Origin of the sequence: Glycomyces terrestris, assembly GCF_003933745.1 — a bacterium.
GTDB lineage: Bacteria > Actinomycetota > Actinomycetes > Mycobacteriales > Micromonosporaceae > Glycomyces > Glycomyces terrestris.
Genome location: NZ_RSEB01000002.1, coordinates 42,841 through 65,848, shown reverse-complemented (window position 1 = coordinate 65,848; position 23,008 = coordinate 42,841). Strand labels below are relative to the sequence as shown.

The window sequence follows — 23,008 nt, the reverse complement described above, 5'->3', positions numbered from 1 at the left end:
CCCCGCCGGCCGGCTAGGGGACGGTCGCGACGGTGAGCAGGTGGTTCGAGGCGCCGAGCAGGGACGGTTCGCGCTCGATGACACGGAGGCCGTCCATGAGGTGCGCGCGGGCCTCGTCGTCGTCGATGAGGTTCTCGAGGTCGGGCAGGAAGCCCGGGAAGCCTTGGACCGCATACTGGTCGGGCGCGGCGAGGCCGGCGTCGGCGAACTCCGCGGCGGTCTCGGAGGGATGCGCGAGGTACGCGGTGGTGAACATGTCCTGCTCGTAGTGGCGCAGGTCCCCGTCGCGGAGGATGCGGAGGCTGTCCTCGGCGCTGATGGAGCGGTCGATGCCGTGGGCCGTGAACAGGAGCCAGTCGGCCCAGCCCGCGGAGCGGTTGATCGTCACGGCCGCGACGGTGCCGCCGGGGCGCGCGCAGCGGCGGGCCTCGGCGATCGCGCGGACGCGGTCCTCGCGGTCGGTGAGGTGGTAGAGCGGGCCCATGAGGAGGACGGCGTCGAAGGCGGCGTCCTCGCAGGGGAGGTCGCGCGCGTCGCCGACGAGCGCGGTGACGCCGGGGAGCTCGGCGGCGACCGCGACCTGGCTGGGGACGGGGTCGACGAGGGTGACCTCGTGGCCGTCGGCGGCGAGCCAGGAGGAGTGGGCGCCGGTCGCGCCGCCGACGTCGAGGACGTCCAGGCCGTCGCCGGGGAGCAGGCGCCGCAGCAGGTCCTGCATGCGGGCGAACTCCAGGCGGCCGCGGGCGTTGCGGCTCAACCGCTCCCGCTCCCCGCCCCGGGCGTAGTAGGCCGCGATCTCGGCCTCGAGCTCGTATTCGTTCATGGGCCGATTGTGCAGGCGCGTAAGCGTTTTCGCCACTCGGTTCCGGCGCACGCGAACGGCGGCCGGACTGCCGGTTCCGCGCACTCCCGCAAGCGCGCGGGCCCCGGTCGGCTGGCCGCCGCTGTGCTATCTCACCTCATCGCCTCGGGACGCCCGCGCGCGGCTCCCCCGCGAGTCGGTCCCGCCATGGCGCGCAACGGGAGCGGGCCTCAGTTCGCGGCCACGCGGAGTCCGAGCGCGACCATGACCGCGCCGGTGACGCCGTTGATCCAGGCGCGCACCCGGGGGCGCTCCAGCAGCGTGCGCAGCAGTCCGATGAGGCCGGCGAGCGCGAGGTAGAAGCCGGCGGCGACCGCCATCCCGACGGCGGCGAGCTCGGCGATCACGACCCAGTCGCCGCCGGTGCCGAGGAACTGCGGCATGAGCGCGGTGAACAGGACGACGGCCTTCGGGTTGAGCAGGTTGCAGAGGAGGCCGGAGCGGAACGCGGCCAGGCGGCTCATCCTCCGGTCGAGCTCGATCGCCGCGGCGGGCTTGCGCCGCTCCTTGACCGCGGCGACGATCGAGCGGACGCCGAGGTAGACCAGGTAGACCGCGCCGGCGAGCTTGACGGCCGTGAACGCGATCGCGGAGGCCGCGAGCAGCGCGGCGAGCCCGATCGAGGTCGCCACGACCCAGACGGCGATGCCGAGGCCGATGCCGGCCGCCGTCCACATCCCGCTCCCCCGGCCGGAGGTGACGGTGTTGCGCACGACCATCGCGAAGTCGGGGCCCGGCACGATCGCGGCGAGGAAGATCGCCAGCGCGAAGATCAGCAGCACGGTCACGGGGCGCTCCTTCCGGTGGACTCCGATGGTCCCACCGGGCGGGGCCGGCCGCATCGGGCGATCGACGGGGTCGGCCGACCGGGTTTCCGCGCCGGCCGCGTCAGGCGGGGTCGGCGAGGCGCCAGTACTGCTTCTTGTCGCGGTCGCGCACGACGACGCCGAGGGCGGCGAGTTCCCCGCGCAGTTCGCGCACGTCGCCCTCGTTCGACTTCTCGAGGGCGTGGGCGCGGGCCTTGAGCAGGGCGTCGGCGCCGCGCGGGAGCCCGTCGGCGCCGGGGACCCAGCGCCGCAGCTGCGCGCCGAACGGGTCGGCGGTGCCGAGCAGGCCGTAGCCGTGGCGGCGCAGCGCCTCGCCGAGGCGGTCGCGGTTGAGGTCGAAGTGCACCTGGGCGAGCTCCTGGCGGCGGTGGCCGAGGACGACGAGGAGCTTGTCCTCGACGAACACGGAGGCGACCTCGGCGCGCGGGACCTCCTCGTCGAAGTCGCCGCGCTTGAGGCGGAGGCCGTCGCGGCCGACGGTCACGGTGAGCATCTCGTGGTGGACCCAGAGGGCGAGGAAGACGCCGACGGCGAGGCCGAGCGCGATCCCGGCGAGGAGTTCGACGGCGTCCGGGAGGCGCAGGAACAGCTCGAACAGGCCCTGGAACGGGAACCAGGACAGGCCGGTGATCCACTCGGCGACGAGCGTGAGCCCCCAGCCGAGCGCGGCCCCGAGGAGCGGGAGGGCCGTGTACACGGCCGGGACGGTCCAGGGCGCGTCGGCGACCACGGTGCGGTCGCCGCTGGTGTTCTCGGTGGGCATGGGGCCGCCGCCTTTCCGTTGAATGCGAACGACTCCAGCGTATAACATGCCTTCCCACCTGCGGAAACACAATCCTGAAGGACTAGTTCGCAAGGAGGAGAAGGGGAACGCGGTCCGATACCAAAGTCGCGGCCGGCCCCCTACCTCGGTCGCGGCGGCCGCATTCCGATTCGGCTGAAACGAATATGAACCGGACATTCGGGGGCTACGATCCGAGGCGTTCGATCCTGGCGCGCGGCCCGCGCGCCGCGCACGAGAAAGGGCCGATCCCCTTGCGACACCGCTTCCCGCTCATCGTCGCGGCCGCCGCCGCGCTCCTCCTGTCCGGTGCGGTCCCGGCCGCGGCGGCGGAGGCACGACCGGTTCCGGCCGGGTCCGGCTCGGCCGCGGAGGCCGGGCACGCCGTCGACATCACGCTCGCCGAGCGGAAGGGCGCCTGCGAGGCCGCGGGGGTCCCGGTCGGGGCCGCGCCACCCTTGGAGGTGCGCATCGAGTCCGATGAGGTCGCGTTCGACTGCTCCGGCAGCATCCGGTTCCGGCTGGGCCGCGACACGCGGTTCGCCTTCGACGACGCCGCGGGGACCGCGACGGCCGACGTGATCCGCGTCGTCGCCACCAAGTTCGGCGTCACCTGCGGTTACGAGGCGACGGACGTCGTCTTCCGCCGCGAGGGACTCTCGCGCGAGTACGCGGGCGGTCCCTACACGGGCAGAAAGGTCCAGGGCTCGTTCCTGTGCCCGAAGTCGGTCCAGCTCGACCGGGCGGCGTTCGCGTTCCACTGAGCGGCTCCCGGCTCCCGGCCGCCGGACGCCGCAGGCCGGCGGCCCCGACCGAGCGGCCGCCGCACGAACTGGACAAGGGCAGCCGATCACCAGTCGCGGGTCACTGCCGCCGGCCCGGTGACCAGCCACCAGCCACCAGCCACCAGCCACCAGCCACCGAGCATGATTCGCGTTCGGCGGATCGGAGCCGTCGGACCCTCCTGGCAGCATTGAAATGGGGGGTTCCCGGGGGTCCGATTTGTACGGACCCTCCGGGACACGCTCAATTCGCCGGCCGCGCCGCGGCCACCGCTTCGCGCCACGGCTCCGCTGCCGCGGCCGGCAGGCGCTCCGGGATTCGCTCCTCCAAGAGCGCCAACTGGAGCCGCTGCAACCGCGCCTGGGCCTCGCGCCCGGTCCCGGCCCGGAACGAGCGGAGCCGGCGGCGGCGCGACCCGCGCCGCGACAGGCTCGCGGCCTCGTCCCGGGTGAGGCTCCCGGCCGCGACCTCCTCGGCCGACACCGCCGCCCACCGGGCCCGGAACCCGCGCCGCACCACGACGTAGACGGCCATGACGGCCGCGAAGTTGACGAGCGGCTTCACCAGCGTCCCCGCGATCCCGCCCCCCAGCGGGCTGTCGAACAGGAAGTGGAGCGCCATCGCCAGCGCCATGCAGCCCACCGCGACCCAGACGCGCCGCGCCGCCGACCGGCCCGCGGCGCTCACCAGGTAGCCGATGCCCGCGCCCGCGATCGCGCTCATCGCCCAGTGCGAGCCGATGCCGGTGAGCACGATCCGGATCCACAGGGTCTGGAACGTGGCCGCGAACGGCTCCACGCCGCCGGCCATGAGGATGCCGTTGAGGCCGTAAGTGAAGTTCTCGACGATCTGGAAGCCGAAGCCGACGAGGGCGCCGTAGACGAGCCCGTCGGCGGCGCTGCGCACCAGGCGGGTCGAGACGGCCGCCAGCAGGACCACGCCGGCGGCCTTCGCGGTCTCCTCGTTCAGCGGCGCGGTCAGGGCGGCCGACCACCTCGAGGACGCCTCCAGGCCGAGGGCCTGCGACCACACCGCCAGGAGGCGGCTGTTCATGAGGAGCGCCATCCCGCACGCGGCGAGGCCGCCCCACATGAGCGCGAGCCACGTCCCGGACCAGGGCGGGGCCTGGACGGGCCGCATGACGCGCCGCGCCAGCCACACCCCGACCGCGAGGGTCGAGAGCAGCACGGCGACGTTCAGGGCCGCGCTCGGCGGGAACGCGAGCATCGCCGGGACGGCGTTGCGCTGGAGCGTCCACAGCCCGAAGGCGGACATGGCGATCATGGCCCAGAACGCGACCGAGCGGACGTCGACCGCCCGGCGGGGCAGGGCGCGGACTGCGGCGGTCATGCGCGCTCACCGCCGTCCTCGAAGGCCACGGAGTCGATGATCGACGTGGCGGCGTCCCAGTCGGCCTGGTCGGCGTCGAACGGGCCGAGGACCTTCGCCTCGACCGCCTCGTCGCCGTCGGGGCCGGGGAGCACGAACGCGGTGCCGATCGCGGTGCCGATCTGGAGGCTTCCGTAGAGGCCGCCGGAGACCGACCTCGTGTCGAAGCCGGTCGGCTCGCCGAGCCACACGTCGGTGCCGGCGTACTCCTCGACCTCGAGGGCACGCCGCATGCCGTCCCACATCTCCCGCACGCCGTCGGGCCTCCCGGCGGAGAACACGACGCTGCTGAGCCGCACGGTCACCTGGCCGCGCGTGAGGGTGAGGCCGCTGCCCAGGTCGCTCGCCGTCTCGTCGAGGGTCCAGCCCTCGCCGACCTGCGCGCTCACCTGCTCCTCGGACCCGAACTCGATCACGGTCCCCGCGGCGAGCGCCTCGCCGTCGGGGAGGGCCCGGCCGAGGAGGCCCTCGACGGCCGTCAGCGCGAACAGGACCCCGACCACCGCGAGCGGCACCCACACGCGCCGCGCGCCGTGGACGGCGTTGCCCGCCGTCTTGAAATCGTCCACCCCTCAAACCTAAACGGTCTTCGGGGGGCGAACTGGGAAAACGCGGAGGGGGACGGGCCGCCGATGGCGCGAGAACACGAACACGGGTCGCGATCCGTATTAGTCTCTGGACATGGCGATTCGATGGACCACCGCGTTCTGGGACTTCCCCGCCGAGGGCGCCGAGGACGGCATCGCCTTCTGGCTCAAGGCGACCGGCTCGACCCTCTCGCCGCGGCGCGGCCCGGAGGGCGAGTTCGCGACCCTGGTGCCGCCGGGAGGCGACCCGTACCTGCGGGTGCAGCGCGTGCGGGGCGGCAAGGGCGGCAACCACCTCGACCTCCACGTGGACGACGTCGAGGCGGAGGCCGAACGCGCGCAGGTCCTCGGCGCGACCCCCGTGCACGTCGAACCGGGCCTGGCGGTGCTCCGCTCCCCCGGCGGCTTCGCGTTCTGCCTGGTCCGCCACCACGGCGAGGCGAAGGTCCCCGCGCCGGAGGCGTGGCCGGCGGGCCAGCGCAGCCGCGCCGACCAGGTCTGCGTCGACGTCCCGCCGCAGGCGTTCGACCACGAGCTGGTGTTCTGGCAGAGCCTCACGGGCTGGCCGCAGGCGGGCACCCGGTCGCTGGAGTTCCGGCGCCTCATCTCCCCGCCGGACCTGCCGCTGCGGTTCCTGTTGCAGCGCTTGGACGTCGCCGAACGCGGCCAGTCGTCCGCCGCGCACCTCGACCTGGCCTGCTCGGACGTGGACGCCGAGACCGAGCGCCACACCGCCTTGGGCGCCACCGCGGTCCGCCGCCACCACTGGTGGCAGGTCATGCGCGACCCGGCCGGCATCGAATACTGCATCACCGCCCGCGACCCCGACACGGGCGCGGTCCCGGTCCAGGGGTGAGGCGCGGGCCGCGGGCAGCGCGCCGGGTCGATAAGGTGGACTGCGAGTTCTCCCCCGGTGAAGGACGCCCTCCTTGGCAGATGCGCAGTTCGGTGACGGGCCGGAGCCCGAGACGCAGCGTCCGGTTCCCCCCGGCCACGCAGGCGTTCCGCTGCACTCGCGGATCGAGATCGGCGCGATCCTCGAACACCTCGCGCCGGTCCGCGTGCACGACTTCGAGACGGGTCAGCTGCTCATCGGGAATCTCCCGGGTCTGCCGGACGGCCTCCAGCACCGTGAAAGCGATCGGGAGCTGGCGAAGGCGCTCGATGCAGGCGACGGAGCCGTCCTGTGCCAGATCCTCACCGGTATGGGCGGCGTGGGCAAGACGCACACCGCGGCCGCCTACGCGCGCCGCATCTGGGACGCGAAGGCGATCGACCTGCTCCTGTGGGTCCGGGCGGCCGACCGCGGTTCCATCGTCTCGACGTACGCGGCCGCCGCATCCCAGGTCTGCGGTTCCGATCCCGCCGATGGACTCGCCGCGGCGAAGGAACTGCTGTCCTGGCTGGACCGCCCGAGCGCTCCCGCCTGGCTCATCGTGCTGGACGACTTGACGGACTCCGACCATCTGGCCGGCCTGTGGCCGCCCGCGACGCCGCGCGGGCGAACCGTCGTCACGACCCGCCGGCGGGACGCGTCCCTGGACGGCTACAAACGTCGCAGGCTGGACCTCGACCTGTTCTCGCACACGGAGGCACGGGCGTTCCTGCGCAGGCGGCTCGGTGCGCACACCCCCGCTCAGGAAGGGGCCGACGAGCTCATCCGCGCCACCGGGCGCCTGCCGCTGGCCCTCTCCCAAGCGGCGGCGTACATCATCGACCGGCAGGACATCACCTGCTCGGCGTACGCGGGCATGCTCGACGACCGCACGATCAAGCTCGCACGGCTGAGCCCCGAACGGCTCCCCGACGAATACCCCTCGAAGGTCGCCGCCTGCTGGACCATGTCGGTCGAGGCCGCCGACCGCGAGCCCCCGGTCGGCGTCGCGGGCCGGCTGATGGCCGCGGTGAGCGTGCTGGCTCCGGAGGGCATCCCCGTCGACCTGCTCACCTCGGAAGGGGTGCGAAGCCAGCTCGCCGGTTCGCGAGAGGGCACGGTGCCCGATGAGGAGCAGACCCGCGAGGTCCTCAGACGGCTCCGCAAGCTGAGCCTCCTCGAGTACGACGGCCGCACGGTGCGCGTCCACGCCATGGTGCAGCGCGCGGTGCGCGACAGGCTCACCGAGCCGGAGGTGGCGGCCCTCGTCCTGGCGGTGGCCGACGCCATCGTGGCGCTGTGGCCGGAGACCGCGGAGGACCAGGACCTGATCGCGCTCCTCCGCGCCTGCACCGCCAGTCTGCGCCGGTACGCCGCCGCGACCCTCCTCGAACCCGAGGCGCATCCCGTGTTCTTCGCCGCCGGGGTGAGCATCGGCGAATCCGGTCAGGCGGCGGAGGCCGCGAGGTACTTCGAAGACCTGAGCACCGATCTCGAAGGCCGCCTCGGCCCCGGCCATCCCGACTCGATCCGGGCCCGCAGCCTCCGGAACACCTGGCGCCTCGAAGCGTTCGCCGGGAGGCCTGGGGAGGACGCCGACTTCGAGGCGCTGCTGCGCGAGCAGGAACGGCTCCTCGGCCCCGACCATCCCGACACGCTCACCACCCGTCAGCGCCTCGCCAACCGGCTCGGCGAAGCAGGGGACGCGGCCCGAGCCGCGGCCGACCTCGCCGGCCTGGTCGAAGACCGGGTCCGCGTCCTGGGTCCGGACCATCCGAGCACCCTGGTGACCAGGCACAACCTCGCGTACTGGACGGGCCGGTCCGGCGACGCGGCCAAGGCGGCCGCGATCCTCGAAGCGCTGCTTCCCGACGTCGTCCGGGTCCTCGGCCCCGACAACCCCCGCACCCTCTCCGCCCGGCACAACTTCGCGTACTGGAGCGGCCTGGCCGGTGACGCGAGGCGGTCCGCACGCGAACTGCGAGGCCTGCTGCGGACCAGGAGCGACCTCATGGGCCGGTACCACGCCGAGACGCTCAACACCGCTGAGCACGTCGCGTACTGGAGCGCGGCGACCGGCGATCCGGGTGAAGCCGCCGCCGCGATCGAGGCCCTTCTCGGCGACCGTCATCTGAGGTTCGGGCTCGACGCCGACGGCACGGGTGCTTCGCGGAGCTTGGCGCTGGCCGATGAAGCGAAGGTCGTCAGCGCACTGGTGTCGCTGTGGGGTGGGCGGCGGCGGCACATCGGCGCCTACCGGCCCGATGCGGCCTTCACGCGGGTCATCGCCGACCTGTGGCGCCTCGCCTCCGATGCGCGCGAGGACCCCGGCAGTCGGCCTGAGCCTGGCCGGGAGGACTGAACAGGGTCCGTATCGGAGCCGATGCCGGCCGGAGGGTGGGATGCTGGGGAGGTGTCGCATCGTCCTGAGCCCGTGACCGTCGATCCGCCGCGGCCGGTCCGGCGGGCGCTCATGACGCAGTCGTGGCTGGAGGTGGCCTTCCTGCACTGGGAGGTCGATCCGGCGGCGGTGGCGCGGCTGCTGCCGCGGGGGACGGTGCCGGACCTGTTCGAGGGCGCCGCGTACGTGGGGCTGGTGCCGTTCCGGATGCACCGGGTGGGGTGGTTCGGGCTGCCGGGAGTGCCGTACCTAGGGTCGTTCCCGGAGACGAACGTGCGGCTGTACTCGGTGGACGGCGAGGGGCGGCGGGGCGTGGTGTTCCTGTCGCTGGACGCGTCGCGGCTGCTGCCGGTGCTGGCGGCGCGGATCGGGTTCCGGCTGCCGTACGCGTGGTCGCGGATGGGCGTCAGGCGCGGTAGCGGCGCGGTGGGGTTCGCGAGCCGGCGGCGGTGGCCGGGGCCGCGGGAGGCGTACAGCCGCATCGTGGTCCGCCCGGGCGAGCCGGTGGCGCGGCCGAGCGCGCTGGAGCACTTCCTGACGGCGCGGTGGGGGCTGCACAACGCGGTCGCGGGCCGGCTGGTGTACATGCCGAACGCGCATCCGCGGTGGCCGCTGCACCGGGCCGAGCTGGTGCGGTGCGAGGAGAACCTGGTGTCGGCCGCGGGGCTCGAGACGCGCGGGGCGCCGGTGAGCGTGCTGTACTCGCCCGGGGTGCCGGTGCGGTTCGGGGCGCCGGCGCGCGTCTAGGACGCGGAACTTCGGATTTTCCGGCTCTTGTGCCGCTTCGCTGAAAAAGTTACATTTATCTATAAGGAAGGCTTCCTAATGATAATGAGGTGATCCAATGCTCCGTCGACCCCGCCGGAAGCTCCTCGCACTCCTCGGCTCGCTCGTGTTCGCACTGGCCCTGGGCGTCGGGATCTCGGCGTCCGCCGCGAACGCCCAGACCGCCTGCGCCGCCGCGTGGAACGCGAGCTCGGTCTACACGCAGGGCAACGTCGTGTCCCACGGCGGCCAGAACTGGACGGCCCAGTGGTGGACCCAGGGCGAGACGCCCGGCACCACCGGCCAGTGGGGCGTGTGGCGCAACCCCGTCGCCTGCGGCGGCGGCACCGGCCCCGGGCCGGGCACCCCCAGCGGCCTCGACGTCACCGAGGCCCAGTTCAACCAGATGTTCCCGCACCGGAACCCCTTCTACACCTACCAGGGCTTCGTCAACGCGACCGCGTCCTACCCGGCGTTCGGCAACACCGGCAGCGCGACCGTCCAGAAGCAGGAGGTCGCGGCGTTCCTCGCGAACGTCGCCCACGAGACCGGCGGCCTCGTCCACATCGTCGAGCAGAACACCGCGAACTACCCGCACTACTGCGACTGGGGCCAGTCCTACGGCTGCCCGGCCGGCCAGGCCGCGTACTACGGCCGCGGACCGATCCAGCTGAGCTGGAACTTCAACTACAACGCCGCCGGGAGCGCGCTCGGCCTGCCGCTGCTGGCCAACCCGTGGCTGGTCGAGCAGAACGCGACCGTCGCCTGGCAGACCGCCCTGTGGTACTGGAACACCCAGAGCGGCCCCGGCACCATGTCCGGCCACACCGCGATGACGACCGGCGCGGGCTTCGGCGAGTCCATCCGGTCCATCAACGGCTCCATCGAGTGCAACGGCGGCAACCCCGCCCAGGTGCAGAGCCGCGTGAACAACTACCAGTCTTTCACGTCGATCCTGGGCGTCGCCCCGGGCGCGAACCTCTACTGCTGAGGATGAGGGCGCGGGCCGGCCGGCGACCCCGGCCGGCCCGCGCGTCACGCCTCGAGGTCAGGGCGGCGGCGGCCGAACACCGGGACGAGCACGGCCGCGACGACCACGTGCATGAGGATCAGGACGATCCGCGTGCCCGTGGTGGCCTCGGTGTAGAACGGCGGCACCATCTCGACCGCGAACACGGCCGCGGCGCCGATGAGCCACACCAGGACGGCCTTGCGGGGCGCGAAGCGGTCGAGGACGGCGCGGGCGATCCAGCCGAGGCCGCCCGCGAGCAGGGTCATGACCGCCCCGGCCGCGAAGCCGACCTCGATCGGCTCCTGGCCGGGGTTCGCGGCCCGCATCTCGACGCCGGCCGCGGCGGCGATCACGGCGGTCAGGCCGGCCGCGACCGCGGCGGCGACGAGGGCGATGAGCCGGGGGCGCCAGACGGGGGCGGCCTTCGGACGCGCTTCACTGTCGGTCTTGGACATGGACGGGTCTCCTTGGTCTCCGAGGGAACACCGCCGACGGTAGTCGCGGCGGCCGCGCGGGCCAATCCGCGAGCGTCCTCGCTTCATGTCCGATCGTCCCGGCCCAGCTAGGCTTCAGCGATGGACGTGCTCGGCGATGTCATGACGGTGCTGCGGACCGGCCGGCCCTTCGCGGCCCGCTTCGCCAGGGACGCACCGTGGTCCGACCACCGCGCGGCCCGACCGAACGGCTTCGGCGTGCAGATCATGGTGCGCGGCGGCGCGGTCGCGCTCGGCGAGTCCGGCGAGTCGTTCGCGCTCGGGCCCGGCGACGTGCTGCTCGTCCCCCACGGCAGCCCGCACCGCATCGCCGACGCGCCCACCACGCCGCCGGGGCCGCCGTGCGACGGCCGCGGCGAGCCCGCGGGCGCCGTGATCCGCGCCGACGACCCGGACGCCTCGCACGCGATGATCTGCCTCGCCTACGAACTCGCCCCCGGCCGCACCCACCCGATCATCGGCACGCTCCCGGACTTCGTCCACCTCCCCGCCGACCCGGCCGCGCAGCCGCAGCTCGCCGCCGCGATCGCGATGCTCGACGGCGAACTCGCGTCCGAGCGGCGCGGCGGCGACGTCCTCGTGCCCGCGCTCCTCGACGCGGTCCTCATGTACCTGCTGCGCGAACTCCTCGGCCCGCGCACCGCCGAATGCCGCTTCGGCGGCTGGTCGGCGGCCCTCGCCGACACCGCGATCGCCGCCGCGCTCGAAGCGATCCACGCCGATCCCGCCCGGCAGTGGACCGTGGCGTCCCTCGGCGAGACCGCGGGCCTGTCGCGCTCGGCGTTCTCACGGCGCTTCGCCGAACTGGTCGGCCAGCCGCCGCTGGCGTACCTCACGTCGTGGCGGCTCACCCTCGCCGCGCGGCTCCTCGCCGACACCGACCGGCCGCTGGCCTCCGTGGCGCGGGAGGTCGGGTACGCCTCGGAGTTCGCGTTCGCGGCCGCGTTCAAGCGCGGCTTCGGCACCCCGCCCGGCCAGTTCCGCAAGCAGACCCCGGCCTGCGACCCCGCCGCCGAACCGTTCCGGCGCGAGGCCGTCCCCGTCTGAAACCCGGCGCCGGCATTCGCCGGTCCGGTACGCTCCCGGCACGAAAACGAGGGGGCGGCATGGGCGCGAGGCTGCGGGCGAGCAGGATCTGGCACGGGACGCTCGTCGCGATCGTCCTGGCCGCCATGGTCACCCAGGTGGTGCTCGTCGTGCGGGGCGGCACCGACGTCAACGCGGCCGGCGGCGAGCCGCACGAGCACACGGCCGTGCGCCTGGTCCGCCTGTTCAGTTACTTCACGATCCAGAGCAACCTGCTGGTCATCGCCGCCGCGGGCCTGCTCGCGCTGCGGCCCGACCGGGACGGCCGGGCCTGGCGGGTGCTGCGCCTGGACGCGCTGCTGGGGATCGTCGTCACCGGGATCGTCTTCGCGCTCGTCCTCGCCCCGCTCGTGCACCCGGTCGGGGTCGCGTGGGCCGTGAACGCCGCGTTCCACTACGTCAGCCCGGTCGCGTTCCTCCTCGGCTGGATCCTGTTCGGGCCGCGCGGGCGCATCGACGCGGGCGCGGTCGCCGGGGCGTTCGCGTGGCCGGCCGCCTGGATCGCCTACACGTTCGCGCACGGCGCGGCCACCGGCTGGTACCCGTACCCGTTCCTCGACGCCGGGGCGCTCGGCTACTCGCGGGCGCTGCTGAACACGGCCGCGGTCCTCGCCACCGCCCTCGCGCTCGCGGCGCTCGCGGCCTGGGCCGACCGGCGGTTCGCGCCGCTCCCGGCGCGGTTACGCGCGGCGGGCGGCCCTGGCGGCGATCACGACGACCGGCACGAGCAGGACCGCGCCGATCCATAGGACCGAGGACGGGCCGGCCTGGTCGACCGCGAAGCCGCCCGCGAACGAGCCCGCGGCGATCGACAGGTTGAACATGACCGTGTTCAGGGAGGTCGCCACCTCGACCTCGCCGGGCTCGACCGCGTTCATGTACCAGGTCTGCACGGCCGGGGACACCAGGCCGTAGCCCGCGCCCCACAGCAGCAGGACGGCCGCGGCCGAGAACAGGTCGCCGACCGCGAACGCCATGAGCGCCATGCCGAGCGCCATCGCGACGCCGAGCGCGGCGAGCGTGCCGCGCAGGCGCCTGCCGATGAGCGATCCCGAGGCCACGGTCGCGACGAGCGCCGCCGCGCCGAAGGCCAGGAGGAGGCCGCTCACCTGGGAGGCCGCCAGGCCGTTCGCCTGGAGGATCGGGCTGATGAACGTGTACGCGATGAAGTGCCCGGTGACGATGAAGAAGGTCAGGGCCAGGCCGGTGCGCACGGCCCGGTTGCGGCGCACCAGCTTCGGGAGCGACGCGAACGAGACCGTCGTGTTCGACGGGAGCCTCGGCACCAGCAGCGCGATCGCGGCCATCGACACCAGGGCCAGGACCATGAGCGCCACGAGGGCCGCGCGCCAGCCGAAGTGGTCGCCGACGAGCGTCCCGGCCGGGACGCCGAGGACGGTGGCGGCGCCGATCCCGCCGTAGACCGCGGCCGTCGCGCGCGGCACGTCGCGGGCCGGGACCAGGCGCAGCGCGATGCCGCCGGCCACGGCCCAGAACGCGCCGATCGAGACGCCGACGAGGACGCGGGCGGCCAGCAGCGGCCCGAAGCCGTCGGCGGCGGCCGAGCCGATGTTCGCGCCCGCGACGAGGACCGCGAGCCCGATGAGCACCAGGCGGCGGTCGAGGCGGCGGGTGAGGACCACGCTCAGCGGCGCGGCGATCGCGGCCACGAGCCCGGGGACGGTGACCATGAGCCCGGCCGTGCCCTTGCTGACGCCCAGCTCGGCGCTGATCGGCGTGAGGAGGCCCACAGGGAGGACTTCGGAGGTCATGACGACGAAGACGCCGAGGGCGACGGCCGCCACGGCGAGCCACTGCCGCGGCGTGGCGCGCTCGGCGGCCGCGGGAGCAGCGGAGACGGTGCCGTCGACGGGGTCGACGGTGCGGTCGAGGGTGGTCACGGCGGCGCTCCAAGCGGTTCAGAGGTTCTCGGCAGGACCCTTGCGGGTCGTATTGCCGGAACCGGTCCACCACTCGGTCCGCGCATCGGCGGCACGGACGCGGCCCGTACAGGGGCCGAAGGCCCCGGGGGGCGGTCGGCCGGGGAGCTGAGGTCCCCTTGGCGGTGTACGGGCGTCTGCCCTGGCCGGAAGCGCAGTGCACTCCCGGGGCGTCGCCTGCCCCAAGGGTAAGGCCTCCGGGGCCCCACCGTCCACCCGTGCGCCTGTAGCGTTCACGACTGGACGCGACGCCGACCGATCGCCCGCCGGGCGGTTGCGAGGCCATGACAGACTCGTGCTGCGCCGCACGCAGCGTGCGCACGCTTGATCGGAAGGAAGAACGGGCGCATGTCCACAGAAGGCGGCACCAAGGCGATCGTGGCGGCCCTCCTGGCCAACACCGGCATCGCGATCAGCAAGTTCGTGGCGGCGGGGATCACCAACTCCGCGTCGATGCTCGCCGAGGGCGTGCACTCGGTCGCGGACGCCTCCAACCAGGTCCTGCTCCTCATCGGCGGGAAGGCCGCGCGCAAGGCCGCGAGCCCGGCGCACCCGTTCGGGTACGGGCGCGAGCGCTACATCTACGCGTTCATCGTCTCGATCGTCCTGTTCTCCATCGGCGGCGTGTACGCGCTGTACGAGGGCTGGCACAAGCTCCAGGACACCGAGCACGGCCTGGACTCGCCGCTCGTCGCGGTCATCGTCCTCGTCATCGCGATCATCCTCGAGTCCTTCTCGCTGCGCACGGCCGTCAAGGAGTCGAACGCGGTGCGCGGCAAGCAGACCTGGGTGCAGTTCATCAAGGGCTCCCGCTCCCCCGAGCTGCCCGTGATCCTCCTGGAGGACATCGGCGCGCTCGTCGGCCTCATCCTCGCCCTCCTCGGCGTCAGCCTCTCCTGGATCACCCACAACGCGATCTTCGACGCCCTGGGCACCATGAGCATCGGCGTGCTCCTCGTCCTCATCGCGATCGTCCTCGCGATCGAGATCCGCTCCATGCTCATCGGCGAGTCCGCGACCCACGAGGACATCGCGGCCATCGAGGGCGCGATCAGGCAGGACGGCACCAGCACCCTGATCCACCTGAAGACCCTCCACGTCGGCCCCGACGAGCTCCTCGTCGCCGCCAAGGTCGGCATCGACCGCACCGAGACCGGCGAGCAGGTCGCCGCCGAGATCGACGCCGCCGAGGCGCGCATCCGCGCGGCCGTCCCGAAGGCGAAGCTCATCTACATCGAACCCGACATCCACCGCACCGAGACCGCCGGCGCCCCCGCCGCGGAGGCGTAGGGTCCGGTCATGGCGAAACTGGTGCTGGACCTCCACGACATCTTCAACAAGGGCGACCTGATCGAGAAGGCCCTGCGGGACGTCATCGACGAAGCGGTCGCGAAGAAGATCGACCTCGTCGAGATCATCCCCGGCAAGGGCTCGGGCCAGCTCAAGAAGAAGGTCCTGAGGTTCCTGGACCAGAAGGAGATCAAGGCCCGGTACCACCGGGTCGACAAGGACTCCAAGAACTTCGGCCGACTTTTCGTGCATTTTCAGCACAAAGACAAGTCTCGCAAGCGATGATGGATGCAGACGGCGGCGCAACCTTCCTCCCCGTGGGTTGCGCCGCCGCGTCGTACTCACCTCAGTGCGCCGACTGAATCCCCCTGCGGCTCAGTCGATCCGGTCGCCGTCGGCGCCGAGCACCTCCAGCAGCCGCAGCACCGGCACCCGGTAGCTGTGGCCGATCCGCAGGACCTGGACGGGGAAGTCGCCGTCCTTCGCCAGCCGGTACGCGACCGTCCGGCCGATCCCCAGGATCTGCGCGGCCGTCTCCACGTTCGTCATCACGCCGAGCGACTTGACGCGCTCGACCGTCCAGACGTCCTCGACGGTGGCGACACTCGAAGGCCCCACCTTCGCATCCGGTGTCATGTTCGTCCTTTCCGGCGTCCCGCGCCGACACGGGGTGCATCGGCGCGACGCTGCCAAGGACCAGTCGACCCCACGCGGCACGTCCGAGTAAAGAGCGACCCGCCGGTATTCACCCGTACGCGTGGTGTGCGTGTCCTCACCGGATGAGAGCGCATCTGGGCGCGAACGGGACTCATTGCCGCGAACCAGTCCGGAATGGGCGCTCGCCGAGTGTTCCCACTCTGTGACCTGGCGAGATGCAATCGAGATCGTCATAGGTTAGCCTTACCTACATGCCAGATGACGCAGGCCTGAGCGGCCGCGCCCTCCGACTCGCCTACTTCGGCGACACCGTCGTCCACGACGCCGACATCGACCTCCGCGGCGGCCAGGTGACGGCCCTCCTGGGCCCCAACGGGTCCGGCAAGTCCACCCTCCTGCGCTCCCTCGCGCGGCTGCACAAGCCCGAGGACGGCGCCGTCGGCTTCCCCGACGGCACCCAGGCGGCCGCCCTGAGCCCCAAGGAGTTCGCGCGCCGCGTCTCGCTGCTGTCGCAGTCCCGGCCCGTCCCCGGCGGCATCCGCGTCGTCGACGTCGTCGGCTACGGCCGCCACCCCCACCGCGGACGCTGGCGCCACGGCGACCCCGACGGCCCCCGCTTCGTCCAGCGCGCCATGGAGATCTGCGGCGTCGAGCACATGGCCGAACGCGGCATGGAGGCCCTCTCCGGCGGCGAGCGCCAGCGCGTCTGGCTCGCCTCCTGCCTCGCCCAGGACACCGGCGTGCTCCTCCTCGACGAGCCCACCAACCACCTCGACCTGCGCTACCAGGTCGAGATCCTCGACCTGGTCCGCGACCTCGCCGACGAGCACGGCACCGCCGTCGGCGTCGTCCTCCACGACCTCGACCAGGCCGCCGCGGTCGCCGACCGCGCCGTGCTCCTCCACGGCGGCCGCGTCACGGCCGCCGGGACCCCCGCCGAGGTGCTCACCGCCGAGAACCTCACGGCCGCATACGGCATCGACATCCGCGTCGACACCGACCCGGCGACCGGCCTCCTCACGGCCCGCCCCATCGGCCGCCACACCCGCAGACTCGCGGGCACCACCACCGAATAGAAGGAACCCGATGCGCATTCCCGCCCTCAAGAGCTTCGCCGTGCCCGCGGCACTGGCCGCCGTCCTCGCCGCCGCCGCGTGCGGCACCACCGAGGACGGCCAGGACGCCGGCGGCGACGCCGCGGCCGAAGGCCCCGTCTCGGTCACCGACTTCCTCGGGCGCACCGTGGAACTCGACGCGCCGGCCGAGGACGTCGTGGCCCTCGAATGGGCCGAGGTCGAGCTCGTCGCGAGCCTCGGGGTCATGCCCGTGGGCGTCGCCGACCTCGCCGGGTACAACACGTGGGTCGGCGGCGTCGTCCCGCTCGACGACACCGTCACCGACGTCGGCACCCGCTCCGAGCCGTCCATCGACGCGATCGCGGGCCTCGGCGCCGACCTGGTCGTCATGGAGACCGACGACGAGGAGCTCATCGCCTCGATCGAGGAGTTCGTGCCCGTCCTGGTCACCGAGGGCTCCAACGAGACCGACAACGTGGCCCGCATGAAGCGCGACCTCGACATGATCGCGACCCTCATGGGCCGCACCGACGAGGCCGACGCGCTGTGGAGCGAGTTCGAGGCCAAGGTCGCCGACACGAAGGCCGCCATCGAGGCCGCCGGCACCGGCGACGTCCCGTACCTGTTCGCGGACGGCTGGATCGAGGGCGACGCCGTCGCCATCCGCCCCTTCGGCGCGGGCTCGCTCGTCGGCTCCCTCGGCACCGCCGTGGGCCTCGAGAACGCCTGGACCGGTGAGACCGACGGGATGTGGGGCCTGGGCGGCACCGACGTCGAGGGCATGGCCCAGTACACCGACACCGAGCTGAAGTTCATCAACAACAACGCCGACGGCTCGAACATCTTCACCGAGGGCGTCGCCGGCAACGCGATCTGGGAGAACCTGGCGTTCGTCCAGAGCGGCGACGTGTACGAGCTCCCGGCCGGCACCTGGACCTTCGGCGGCCCCCGCTCGTCCGAGGCCCTCCTCGACTACTTCGCCGAGGTCTACGCGAGTTGAGCGCCCTGAGCTCGCCGGCGCGACCGGAGGCTCCGGCCCGGAGGCCGCCGCGCCTCCTTCCCGCCGCGGCGGCCTTCCTCCTCACGGCCGGGGCCCTGGTCGCGCTGGCGGCCCTCCACCTCACGCAGGGCACGTCCGAGGTGGACGCCGGCGACCTGCTCGCGCTGGTCTCCGGCAGCGCCGACGAGGGCGTGTGGCACGTCCTCCAAGGCTCCCGGCTGCCGCGCCTGGCGGGCGCGGTCCTGGTCGGCGTCGCCCTCGGCGCGTCCGGCGTGCTGCTTCAGTCGGTGGCGCGCAACGCGCTCGCGAGCCCCGACACGCTCGCGGTGAACGCCGGGGCGTACCTGGCGGTGACCGCGGTGGCGGCCTTCGGGATCACGCTGCCGCTGCTGTCGGGCATCGGCGTCGCGTTCGCGGGCGCGCTCGCGACCGCGGGCCTGGTGCTCGCGCTGTCGGCGGGCGGCGGCGAGTCGGCGACGACGCGGCTCATCCTCGCCGGGTCGGCGACGGCGATGGCCGCGAACTCGCTCGTGTCGCTCCTGATCCTGCTGTTCCAGGAGGAGACGACCGGCCTGTTCGCTTGGGGCTCAGGGAGTCTCAATCTGGCCGGGTTCGACTCGGTGTCGCAGGCCGCGCCGCTGGTGCTCCTCGCGATCGCCGCCGCGATGCTGTGGGCGCCGCGCCTGGACCTGCTGCGGCTCGGCGACGACACGGCGTCGAGCCTCGGCGTGCACGTGCGGCGCACCCGGACCGTGGCGGTCTTCTGCTCGCTCCTGCTGGCCTCGTGCGCGGTCGCGGTCGCGGGCCCGATCGGGTTCGTGGGCCTCGCGGCCCCGGTGATCGCGCGCCAGATCGCGCGGCGCCTCCCGGTGCTGCTCGCGCACCGGGCCCTGATCCCGTTCAGCGCCCTGTGCGGGGCGCTCGTCGTCGTCGGCGCCGACCTCGGCGTGCGCGCGATCCTGGGCGCGGACAAGAGCATCGAGATCCCGGTCGGCGTCACGACCACCGTGCTCGGCGCGGCCGTCATGGTGTGGCTGGCACGGTCGGTGACGAGCGCGGGCTCGGAGGACCGGCCGGCGATCCTGCACGGCGCGGCGAACCGGAGCCGGCTCGCGTTCCTGCTCATCCTCGGCGGCCTCGCCGCCGCGTCGGCGGGCGCGCTGTTCGCGGGGATGCTCTCGGGCGACACGATGCTCCTCGGCGGCGACCTCGTCAACTGGGTCGCGGGCCGGACCGGGGCGAGCTACACGTGGATCATCGAGCAGCGCTACCCGCGCGTGCTCGCCGCGATCCTCGCCGGCGCGGCGCTCGCCTGCGCCGGGACGGTGACGCAGGGGATCCTGCGCAACCCGCTCGCCGAGCCGGGCCTCCTCGGCGTCACGGCCGGCGCCGGGATCGGCGCGGTCGCCCTGATCACCTGGGCGCCCGAGTCGGGCGCGTGGGCCGTGACGGGCATGGCGGCCGTCGGCGGCCTGGGGGCGTTCGCGCTGGTGTACGCGCTCGCGTGGCGCGGCGGGCTCGACACGTCCCGCCTGGTGCTCATCGGGATCGGCGTCTGGTCGATCGGCATGGCCGCGATCACGCTCATCATCCTGGCGTCGGACCCGTGGAACACGCCGAAGGCGATGACCTGGCTGTCGGGCACGACGTACGGGCGCACCGCCGACCGGCTCATCCCCCTCGCGGCGGCGCTCGTGGTCGTGCTGCCGCTGATAGCGGCCCACCGCAAGGAGGTCGACCTCCTCGCGCTCGACGACGACACGCCGCGAACGCTCGGCGTGCGGCTGGAGCGGACGCGGCTGCTGCTGCTCGGCGCGGCCGCGGTCCTCACCGCGGCGGCGGTCGCGGTGGTCGGCGTGATCGGCTTCGTGGGCCTGGTGGCCCCGCACCTGGCGCGCGGCCTGGTCGGGAGCCGGCACGCGCGCGTGCTCCCCGTCTCGATCCTCCTCGGCGTGCTCCTGGTGAGCGTCGCGGACACCTTGGGCCGCACGGTGATCGCCCCGGCGCAGCTCCCGGCGGGGCTGGTGTGCTCGCTCATCGGCACGCCGTACTTCGTGTGGCTGCTGTGGCGGACCCGCACCAGGACCGCCTGAGGTTGGGGCGCACGACGAACGGGATTCACGAGGGGTTCACCGGCGGGGTCGAGGATCGATCCGACCGCTGAACCCCTCGGTCGCTTCCCCGTCGTCCCTGGAGGACCCGTGCCGCCACGCCTGCTCACCGTCACCGCGCTCGCCTCGATCACCGCCCTCCTCGCCGCCCCTGCGGCGCAGGCGGACCCGGTCGAGCGGGTCACCGCGATCCTCGAGACCCCCGCCCTGTGGGACGAGGACGACGCCGACGCCGACGACCCCGCGATCTGGATCGACCGCGAGGACCCCGAGGACAGCCTCGTCATCACCACGGCCAAGGAGGCCGGACTCTACGTCTACGACCTCGACGGCGACGAGGTCCAGCACATCGAGCCCCGCCCGGCCCCCGGCGAGGACGACGCCCCCGGCCGCTACAACAACGTCGACCTGGTCACCGACTTCCGCCTCGACGGCGAGCGCGTCGACCTCGCGGTGGCCTCCGACCGCGGCATGGACGACCTGGGGATCTTCGCGATCGAGGACGGCGAGCTGGTCGACGTCACGGCCCCCGACGCCGGCTGGATCTTCAGCTCCAGCCAGGAGGAGGTCAACGGCGAGCACACCGCGTACGGCCTCGCGACCTTCCAGACCCGCTCCGGCGCTTACGTCCTCGTCAGCCGCAACGCCGAATCCGAAGTGGCCCTGCTGAAGCTGCGGGCCGACGGCGAGCACGTCACGTGGGAGAAGGTCCGCACCCTGCGCCTGCCGGCCGACTTCACCCTTCCCGACGGCTCCTCGTGGAAGCCCTGCGACGACACCGGCCAGGACCCCCAGGTCGAGGGCATGGTCGTCGACGAGGCCACCGGCACCGCCTACCTCGGCCAGGAGCTCGTCGGCATCTGGAAGATCGCCGCCGACCTCACCGGCGAGCCCGAGCTCGTCGACACCGCCGTCGAATACGGCCTCCCCGGCACGTACGACCCCGAGACCGACGAGTGCGCGTACGGCCCGGACCCCGGCTACGGCGGCGACGTCCTCCGCACCGACATCGAGGGCCTCACGATCTACCCCACCGGCCGCGGCAAGGGCTACCTCCTCGCCTCCAGCCAGGGCGACGACAGCTTCGCGGTGTACGACCTGCGCGGCGCCAACGCCTACCTCGGGAGCTTCAGCATCGAGTCGGGCGCGGTCGACTCGACCCAGCACAGCGACGGCGCCGACGTCGTCAGCGCCTCCCTCCCCGGCTACCCCGGCGGCCTCCTCGTCGTCCAGGACGGCGACAACACCCCCGAAGGCGCCGACGAGTCCAGCACCAACTTCAAGTACCTCGCCTGGCAGGACGTGGCCGAGCACAGCGGCCTGGACCTCCACGTGAACTGCACCCGCCGCTAGCGGCACAGGAGGCCGCCGGACCCGTTCGGGTCCGGCGGCCTCGTGCTGCGCCCGGGCTAGCGGCGGTGCCTCGGCTCGGTGCGGTCGATGAGGTCGCAGTGGACGAGGCGCCAGCCGTGGTCGGTGGCGGTGAAGGTGAAGGTCATGGCGTGGTGGGCCGCGCCGTTCTCGACCATGGCGAGGACTTCGACGGTGCCGGGCGTCGGGGTGGTGGCGCGGCGGACCCGGACCTGGCGGAGGTGGTGGGGCACGCGGCGGCGGACTCGGACGAAGGCGGCCCAGCCCTCCTGGGTGGCGAACAGGCGGGCCTCGGCGGCGGACTTGCGTCCAGTGAGGACGTTCAGGAAGTAGCAGGAGTAGCTGACGGCCTGTCGCGGGTGCGGGAGAGTGGCGATGTCCTTGCGGCAGTTCACGGTCGCTCCTAACGGGTCGGTGGGTTCCGTTGGGAGAGAATCTAGAGGCGACATTGAGTGAAGTCAACAACACTGAACGTGACCATCGCCGTCCGGTGCCGCGATTTTTGTCGGGCCCGCACGACCGGTGTCGATGATGGACCGGCGCGTAAGCGACAGAAGCCAGGCGGTAACACCGCGCCGAATGCCGAACCCTACAAAAATCGGAGATTTCGCTTCAGCGTGTCGCCCAGGGGCTAGCGCGGCAGGCGAGCGACGATCAGGTCCCGATTGATCGCGTGGTCCACGCGGTGCTCGAAGTCGAGGTACGGCCCGGCGTCCATGACCTCGAGGCCGGCGTCCTCCAGCATCGCGGCCAGCTCGGACCGGTCGGTCGTGTAGGTGTTCCACGACAGCCCCATCGCCCCGCCCGGCCGCAGCAGCTCGGCCCACACCGGGACGGCGGCCTCGAGCAGCTCGGTCGGCCGGCGCGAGAGCGCCCTGGTGTCGCGCACCGCGGCGTGCTGCACGCCGTAGGGCACGTCGGTCACGATCAGGTCGAAGCTGCGCCGCCGGTAGATCTCGCCGCTGCGCAGCGTGTCGGCGTTGACGATCTCCAGCACCTGCGTCTCCCCGGCCCGGTGCAGCTCCTTGGTCGCCGCGAACTCGACCCGGGTCTGCTGCCCCACCCCGCGCCCGTCCCGCTTCACCCGGCTCGTCAGCGCCTTGTGCTTGAGCCGCTTGTCCTTCAGCCAGCGCTGGATGAACGCGCCGTACGCCTCGAAGTCCCGCTTGTCGACCTCGACCCCGAACCCGTCGTAGCCGTACATCGCGGCCTGGTTCAGCGTGGTCCCCCGCCCGCACATCGGGTCGAACACCTTCAGGCCCCCGCCGAGGATCCGCTCGGCGTCGAACGCGCTCGCCGCGGTCACGTTCAGCAGCAGCTTCGTGAACTGCTCGTTCGTCTTCCCCACGTACTTGAGGATCGACACCAGATCGTCGTCGTACCGGTCCATCCGCTGCACCGGGATCGGCTCCAGCATCGTCCCGTGCACCTCGAACAGCGCGAACAGCGACGACACGTTCGACAGCAGCCGCAGATCCCGCCCCGACAGCGCCTTGGCCCGGAACACCAGGTACGGCACGCCCCCGATGACGGCCTCCTCGAGCTCCTCCACGGCCCCCGCGAGCGCCCCGAGCCCGAACACCCCGATCTCCGCCGCCACCATCCGACCCGCATGCTGCGAATACACCCGGTTCGCAGAAGGAGCGATCAACATGGCGTACTGCTGCATCGTGGTCGCCCTTCGTTACGACTATTCGCTGAG

General features: G+C 72.9%; 23 protein-coding genes. 13 read left to right on the top strand and 10 right to left on the bottom strand.

Translation table 11 applies throughout. From position 1 onward, the window contains the following. Nucleotides 1-13 precede the first annotated feature (13 nt). The 3 genes from EIW28_RS05825 to EIW28_RS05815 all read right to left on the bottom strand — a co-directional run bounded on the left by EIW28_RS05825 (nucleotide 14) and on the right by EIW28_RS05815 (nucleotide 2,452). Entirely contained in the window at nucleotides 14-823 is an 810-nt protein-coding gene (locus tag EIW28_RS05825) for a class I SAM-dependent methyltransferase (RefSeq protein WP_125246799.1), read from the bottom strand. A gap of 209 nt (nucleotides 824-1,032) precedes the next feature. Then, complete coding sequence (locus EIW28_RS05820) at nucleotides 1,033-1,650, bottom strand: LysE family translocator (RefSeq protein ID WP_197717112.1); 618 nt, start codon at nucleotides 1,648-1,650, stop codon at nucleotides 1,033-1,035. A 100-nt stretch (nucleotides 1,651-1,750) separates the two neighbouring features. After that, a complete protein-coding gene (locus tag EIW28_RS05815) occupies nucleotides 1,751-2,452 on the bottom strand; it encodes a YqeB family protein (protein WP_125246797.1) in 702 nt (233 codons plus the stop codon). Between the two features lie 272 nt (nucleotides 2,453-2,724). On the opposite strand from EIW28_RS05815, the gene EIW28_RS05810 reads away from it, so the two are divergent. Further along, nucleotides 2,725-3,234: a hypothetical protein gene (locus EIW28_RS05810; protein ID WP_125246796.1), complete on the top strand. Its 510-nt coding sequence runs from the start codon at nucleotides 2,725-2,727 to the stop codon at nucleotides 3,232-3,234. Nucleotides 3,235-3,496: 262 nt separating this feature from the next. On the opposite strand, the gene EIW28_RS05805 is transcribed toward EIW28_RS05810, so the two are convergent. Both EIW28_RS05805 and EIW28_RS05800 read right to left on the bottom strand, forming a co-directional pair. Next, nucleotides 3,497-4,603 (bottom strand): PrsW family intramembrane metalloprotease, encoded by a 1,107-nt coding sequence (locus EIW28_RS05805; RefSeq protein WP_125246795.1) that lies wholly within the window; start codon nucleotides 4,601-4,603, stop codon nucleotides 3,497-3,499. Continuing rightward, nucleotides 4,600-5,211, bottom strand: a complete 612-nt coding sequence (locus tag EIW28_RS05800; protein WP_125246794.1) for a hypothetical protein — start codon at nucleotides 5,209-5,211, stop codon at nucleotides 4,600-4,602. Before EIW28_RS05800 ends, EIW28_RS05805 begins: the two co-directional genes overlap by 4 nt. 112 nt (nucleotides 5,212-5,323) lie before the next feature. Here EIW28_RS05800 and EIW28_RS05795 point away from each other — a divergent pair, with 112 nt between their 5' ends. From EIW28_RS05795 to EIW28_RS24815, 4 genes are all read left to right on the top strand, one after another. Further along, a complete protein-coding gene (locus tag EIW28_RS05795; RefSeq protein ID WP_125246793.1) occupies nucleotides 5,324-6,085 on the top strand; it encodes a VOC family protein in 762 nt (253 codons plus the stop codon). Between the two features lie 73 nt (nucleotides 6,086-6,158). Continuing rightward, nucleotides 6,159-8,465, top strand: coding sequence for a tetratricopeptide repeat protein (locus tag EIW28_RS05790; protein WP_125246792.1), 2,307 nt, complete (start codon nucleotides 6,159-6,161; stop codon nucleotides 8,463-8,465). Nucleotides 8,466-8,486: 21 nt separating this feature from the next. Beyond that, nucleotides 8,487-9,251: a YqjF family protein gene (locus tag EIW28_RS05785; RefSeq protein WP_125246791.1), complete on the top strand. Its 765-nt coding sequence runs from the start codon at nucleotides 8,487-8,489 to the stop codon at nucleotides 9,249-9,251. A 97-nt stretch (nucleotides 9,252-9,348) separates the two neighbouring features. After that, nucleotides 9,349-10,260: a glycoside hydrolase family 19 protein gene (locus tag EIW28_RS24815; RefSeq protein ID WP_125246790.1), complete on the top strand. Its 912-nt coding sequence runs from the start codon at nucleotides 9,349-9,351 to the stop codon at nucleotides 10,258-10,260. 44 nt (nucleotides 10,261-10,304) lie between these two features. Here the strand turns inward: EIW28_RS24815 and EIW28_RS05775 are convergent, their stop codons facing one another. Further along, nucleotides 10,305-10,736: a DUF6069 family protein gene (locus EIW28_RS05775; RefSeq protein WP_125246789.1), complete on the bottom strand. Its 432-nt coding sequence runs from the start codon at nucleotides 10,734-10,736 to the stop codon at nucleotides 10,305-10,307. A 120-nt stretch (nucleotides 10,737-10,856) separates the two neighbouring features. Here EIW28_RS05775 and EIW28_RS05770 point away from each other — a divergent pair, with 120 nt between their 5' ends. Both EIW28_RS05770 and EIW28_RS05765 read left to right on the top strand, forming a co-directional pair. Beyond that, nucleotides 10,857-11,822, top strand: a complete 966-nt coding sequence (locus EIW28_RS05770) for an AraC family transcriptional regulator (RefSeq protein WP_125246788.1) — start codon at nucleotides 10,857-10,859, stop codon at nucleotides 11,820-11,822. A 59-nt stretch (nucleotides 11,823-11,881) separates the two neighbouring features. Further along, complete coding sequence (locus EIW28_RS05765) at nucleotides 11,882-12,610, top strand: Pr6Pr family membrane protein (protein WP_187350578.1); 729 nt, start codon at nucleotides 11,882-11,884, stop codon at nucleotides 12,608-12,610. Here the strand turns inward: EIW28_RS05765 and EIW28_RS05760 are convergent. After that, nucleotides 12,542-13,762 carry an MFS transporter gene (locus EIW28_RS05760; protein ID WP_197717110.1) on the bottom strand — a complete coding sequence of 407 codons (1,221 nt, stop codon included), beginning with the start codon at nucleotides 13,760-13,762 and terminating at the stop codon, nucleotides 12,542-12,544. The two genes, EIW28_RS05765 and EIW28_RS05760, sit on opposite strands and share 69 nt — an antisense overlap. 387 nt (nucleotides 13,763-14,149) lie before the next feature. Between EIW28_RS05760 and EIW28_RS05755 the strand changes: the two genes are divergently transcribed. Both EIW28_RS05755 and EIW28_RS05750 read left to right on the top strand, forming a co-directional pair. Next, the gene (locus EIW28_RS05755; RefSeq protein WP_125246787.1) at nucleotides 14,150-15,091 is read left to right on the top strand and encodes a cation diffusion facilitator family transporter; all 942 of its coding nucleotides are present in this window, start codon (nucleotides 14,150-14,152) and stop codon (nucleotides 15,089-15,091) included. Nucleotides 15,092-15,100: 9 nt separating this feature from the next. Beyond that, a complete protein-coding gene (locus EIW28_RS05750; protein ID WP_125246786.1) occupies nucleotides 15,101-15,376 on the top strand; it encodes a Smr/MutS family protein in 276 nt (91 codons plus the stop codon). A gap of 90 nt (nucleotides 15,377-15,466) precedes the next feature. Here EIW28_RS05750 and EIW28_RS05745 read toward each other — a convergent pair whose 3' ends face one another. After that, nucleotides 15,467-15,727 carry a helix-turn-helix domain-containing protein gene (locus EIW28_RS05745; RefSeq protein ID WP_125246785.1) on the bottom strand — a complete coding sequence of 87 codons (261 nt, stop codon included), beginning with the start codon at nucleotides 15,725-15,727 and terminating at the stop codon, nucleotides 15,467-15,469. Between the two features lie 272 nt (nucleotides 15,728-15,999). Here EIW28_RS05745 and EIW28_RS05740 point away from each other — a divergent pair, with 272 nt between their 5' ends. The 4 genes from EIW28_RS05740 (at nucleotide 16,000) to EIW28_RS05725 (ending at nucleotide 21,288) form a co-directional block, all read left to right on the top strand. Continuing rightward, nucleotides 16,000-16,824 (top strand): ABC transporter ATP-binding protein, encoded by an 825-nt coding sequence (locus tag EIW28_RS05740; protein WP_125246784.1) that lies wholly within the window; start codon nucleotides 16,000-16,002, stop codon nucleotides 16,822-16,824. A 10-nt stretch (nucleotides 16,825-16,834) separates the two neighbouring features. Continuing rightward, nucleotides 16,835-17,824: an ABC transporter substrate-binding protein gene (locus EIW28_RS05735; RefSeq protein ID WP_125246783.1), complete on the top strand. Its 990-nt coding sequence runs from the start codon at nucleotides 16,835-16,837 to the stop codon at nucleotides 17,822-17,824. A 5-nt stretch (nucleotides 17,825-17,829) separates the two neighbouring features. Continuing rightward, nucleotides 17,830-19,917, top strand: a complete 2,088-nt coding sequence (locus EIW28_RS05730; RefSeq protein ID WP_125247526.1) for an iron ABC transporter permease — start codon at nucleotides 17,830-17,832, stop codon at nucleotides 19,915-19,917. Nucleotides 19,918-20,025: 108 nt separating this feature from the next. Beyond that, complete coding sequence (locus tag EIW28_RS05725; RefSeq protein WP_125246782.1) at nucleotides 20,026-21,288, top strand: phytase; 1,263 nt, start codon at nucleotides 20,026-20,028, stop codon at nucleotides 21,286-21,288. A gap of 56 nt (nucleotides 21,289-21,344) precedes the next feature. Here the strand turns inward: EIW28_RS05725 and EIW28_RS05720 are convergent, their stop codons facing one another. Together EIW28_RS05720 and EIW28_RS05715 are read right to left on the bottom strand one after the other, a co-directional pair. Continuing rightward, the gene (locus EIW28_RS05720) at nucleotides 21,345-21,701 is read right to left on the bottom strand and encodes an Rv3235 family protein (protein ID WP_125246781.1); all 357 of its coding nucleotides are present in this window, start codon (nucleotides 21,699-21,701) and stop codon (nucleotides 21,345-21,347) included. 236 nt (nucleotides 21,702-21,937) lie between these two features. Further along, nucleotides 21,938-22,909 (bottom strand): TRM11 family SAM-dependent methyltransferase, encoded by a 972-nt coding sequence (locus tag EIW28_RS05715; protein ID WP_197717108.1) that lies wholly within the window; start codon nucleotides 22,907-22,909, stop codon nucleotides 21,938-21,940. Nucleotides 22,910-23,008: the final 99 nt, after the last annotated feature.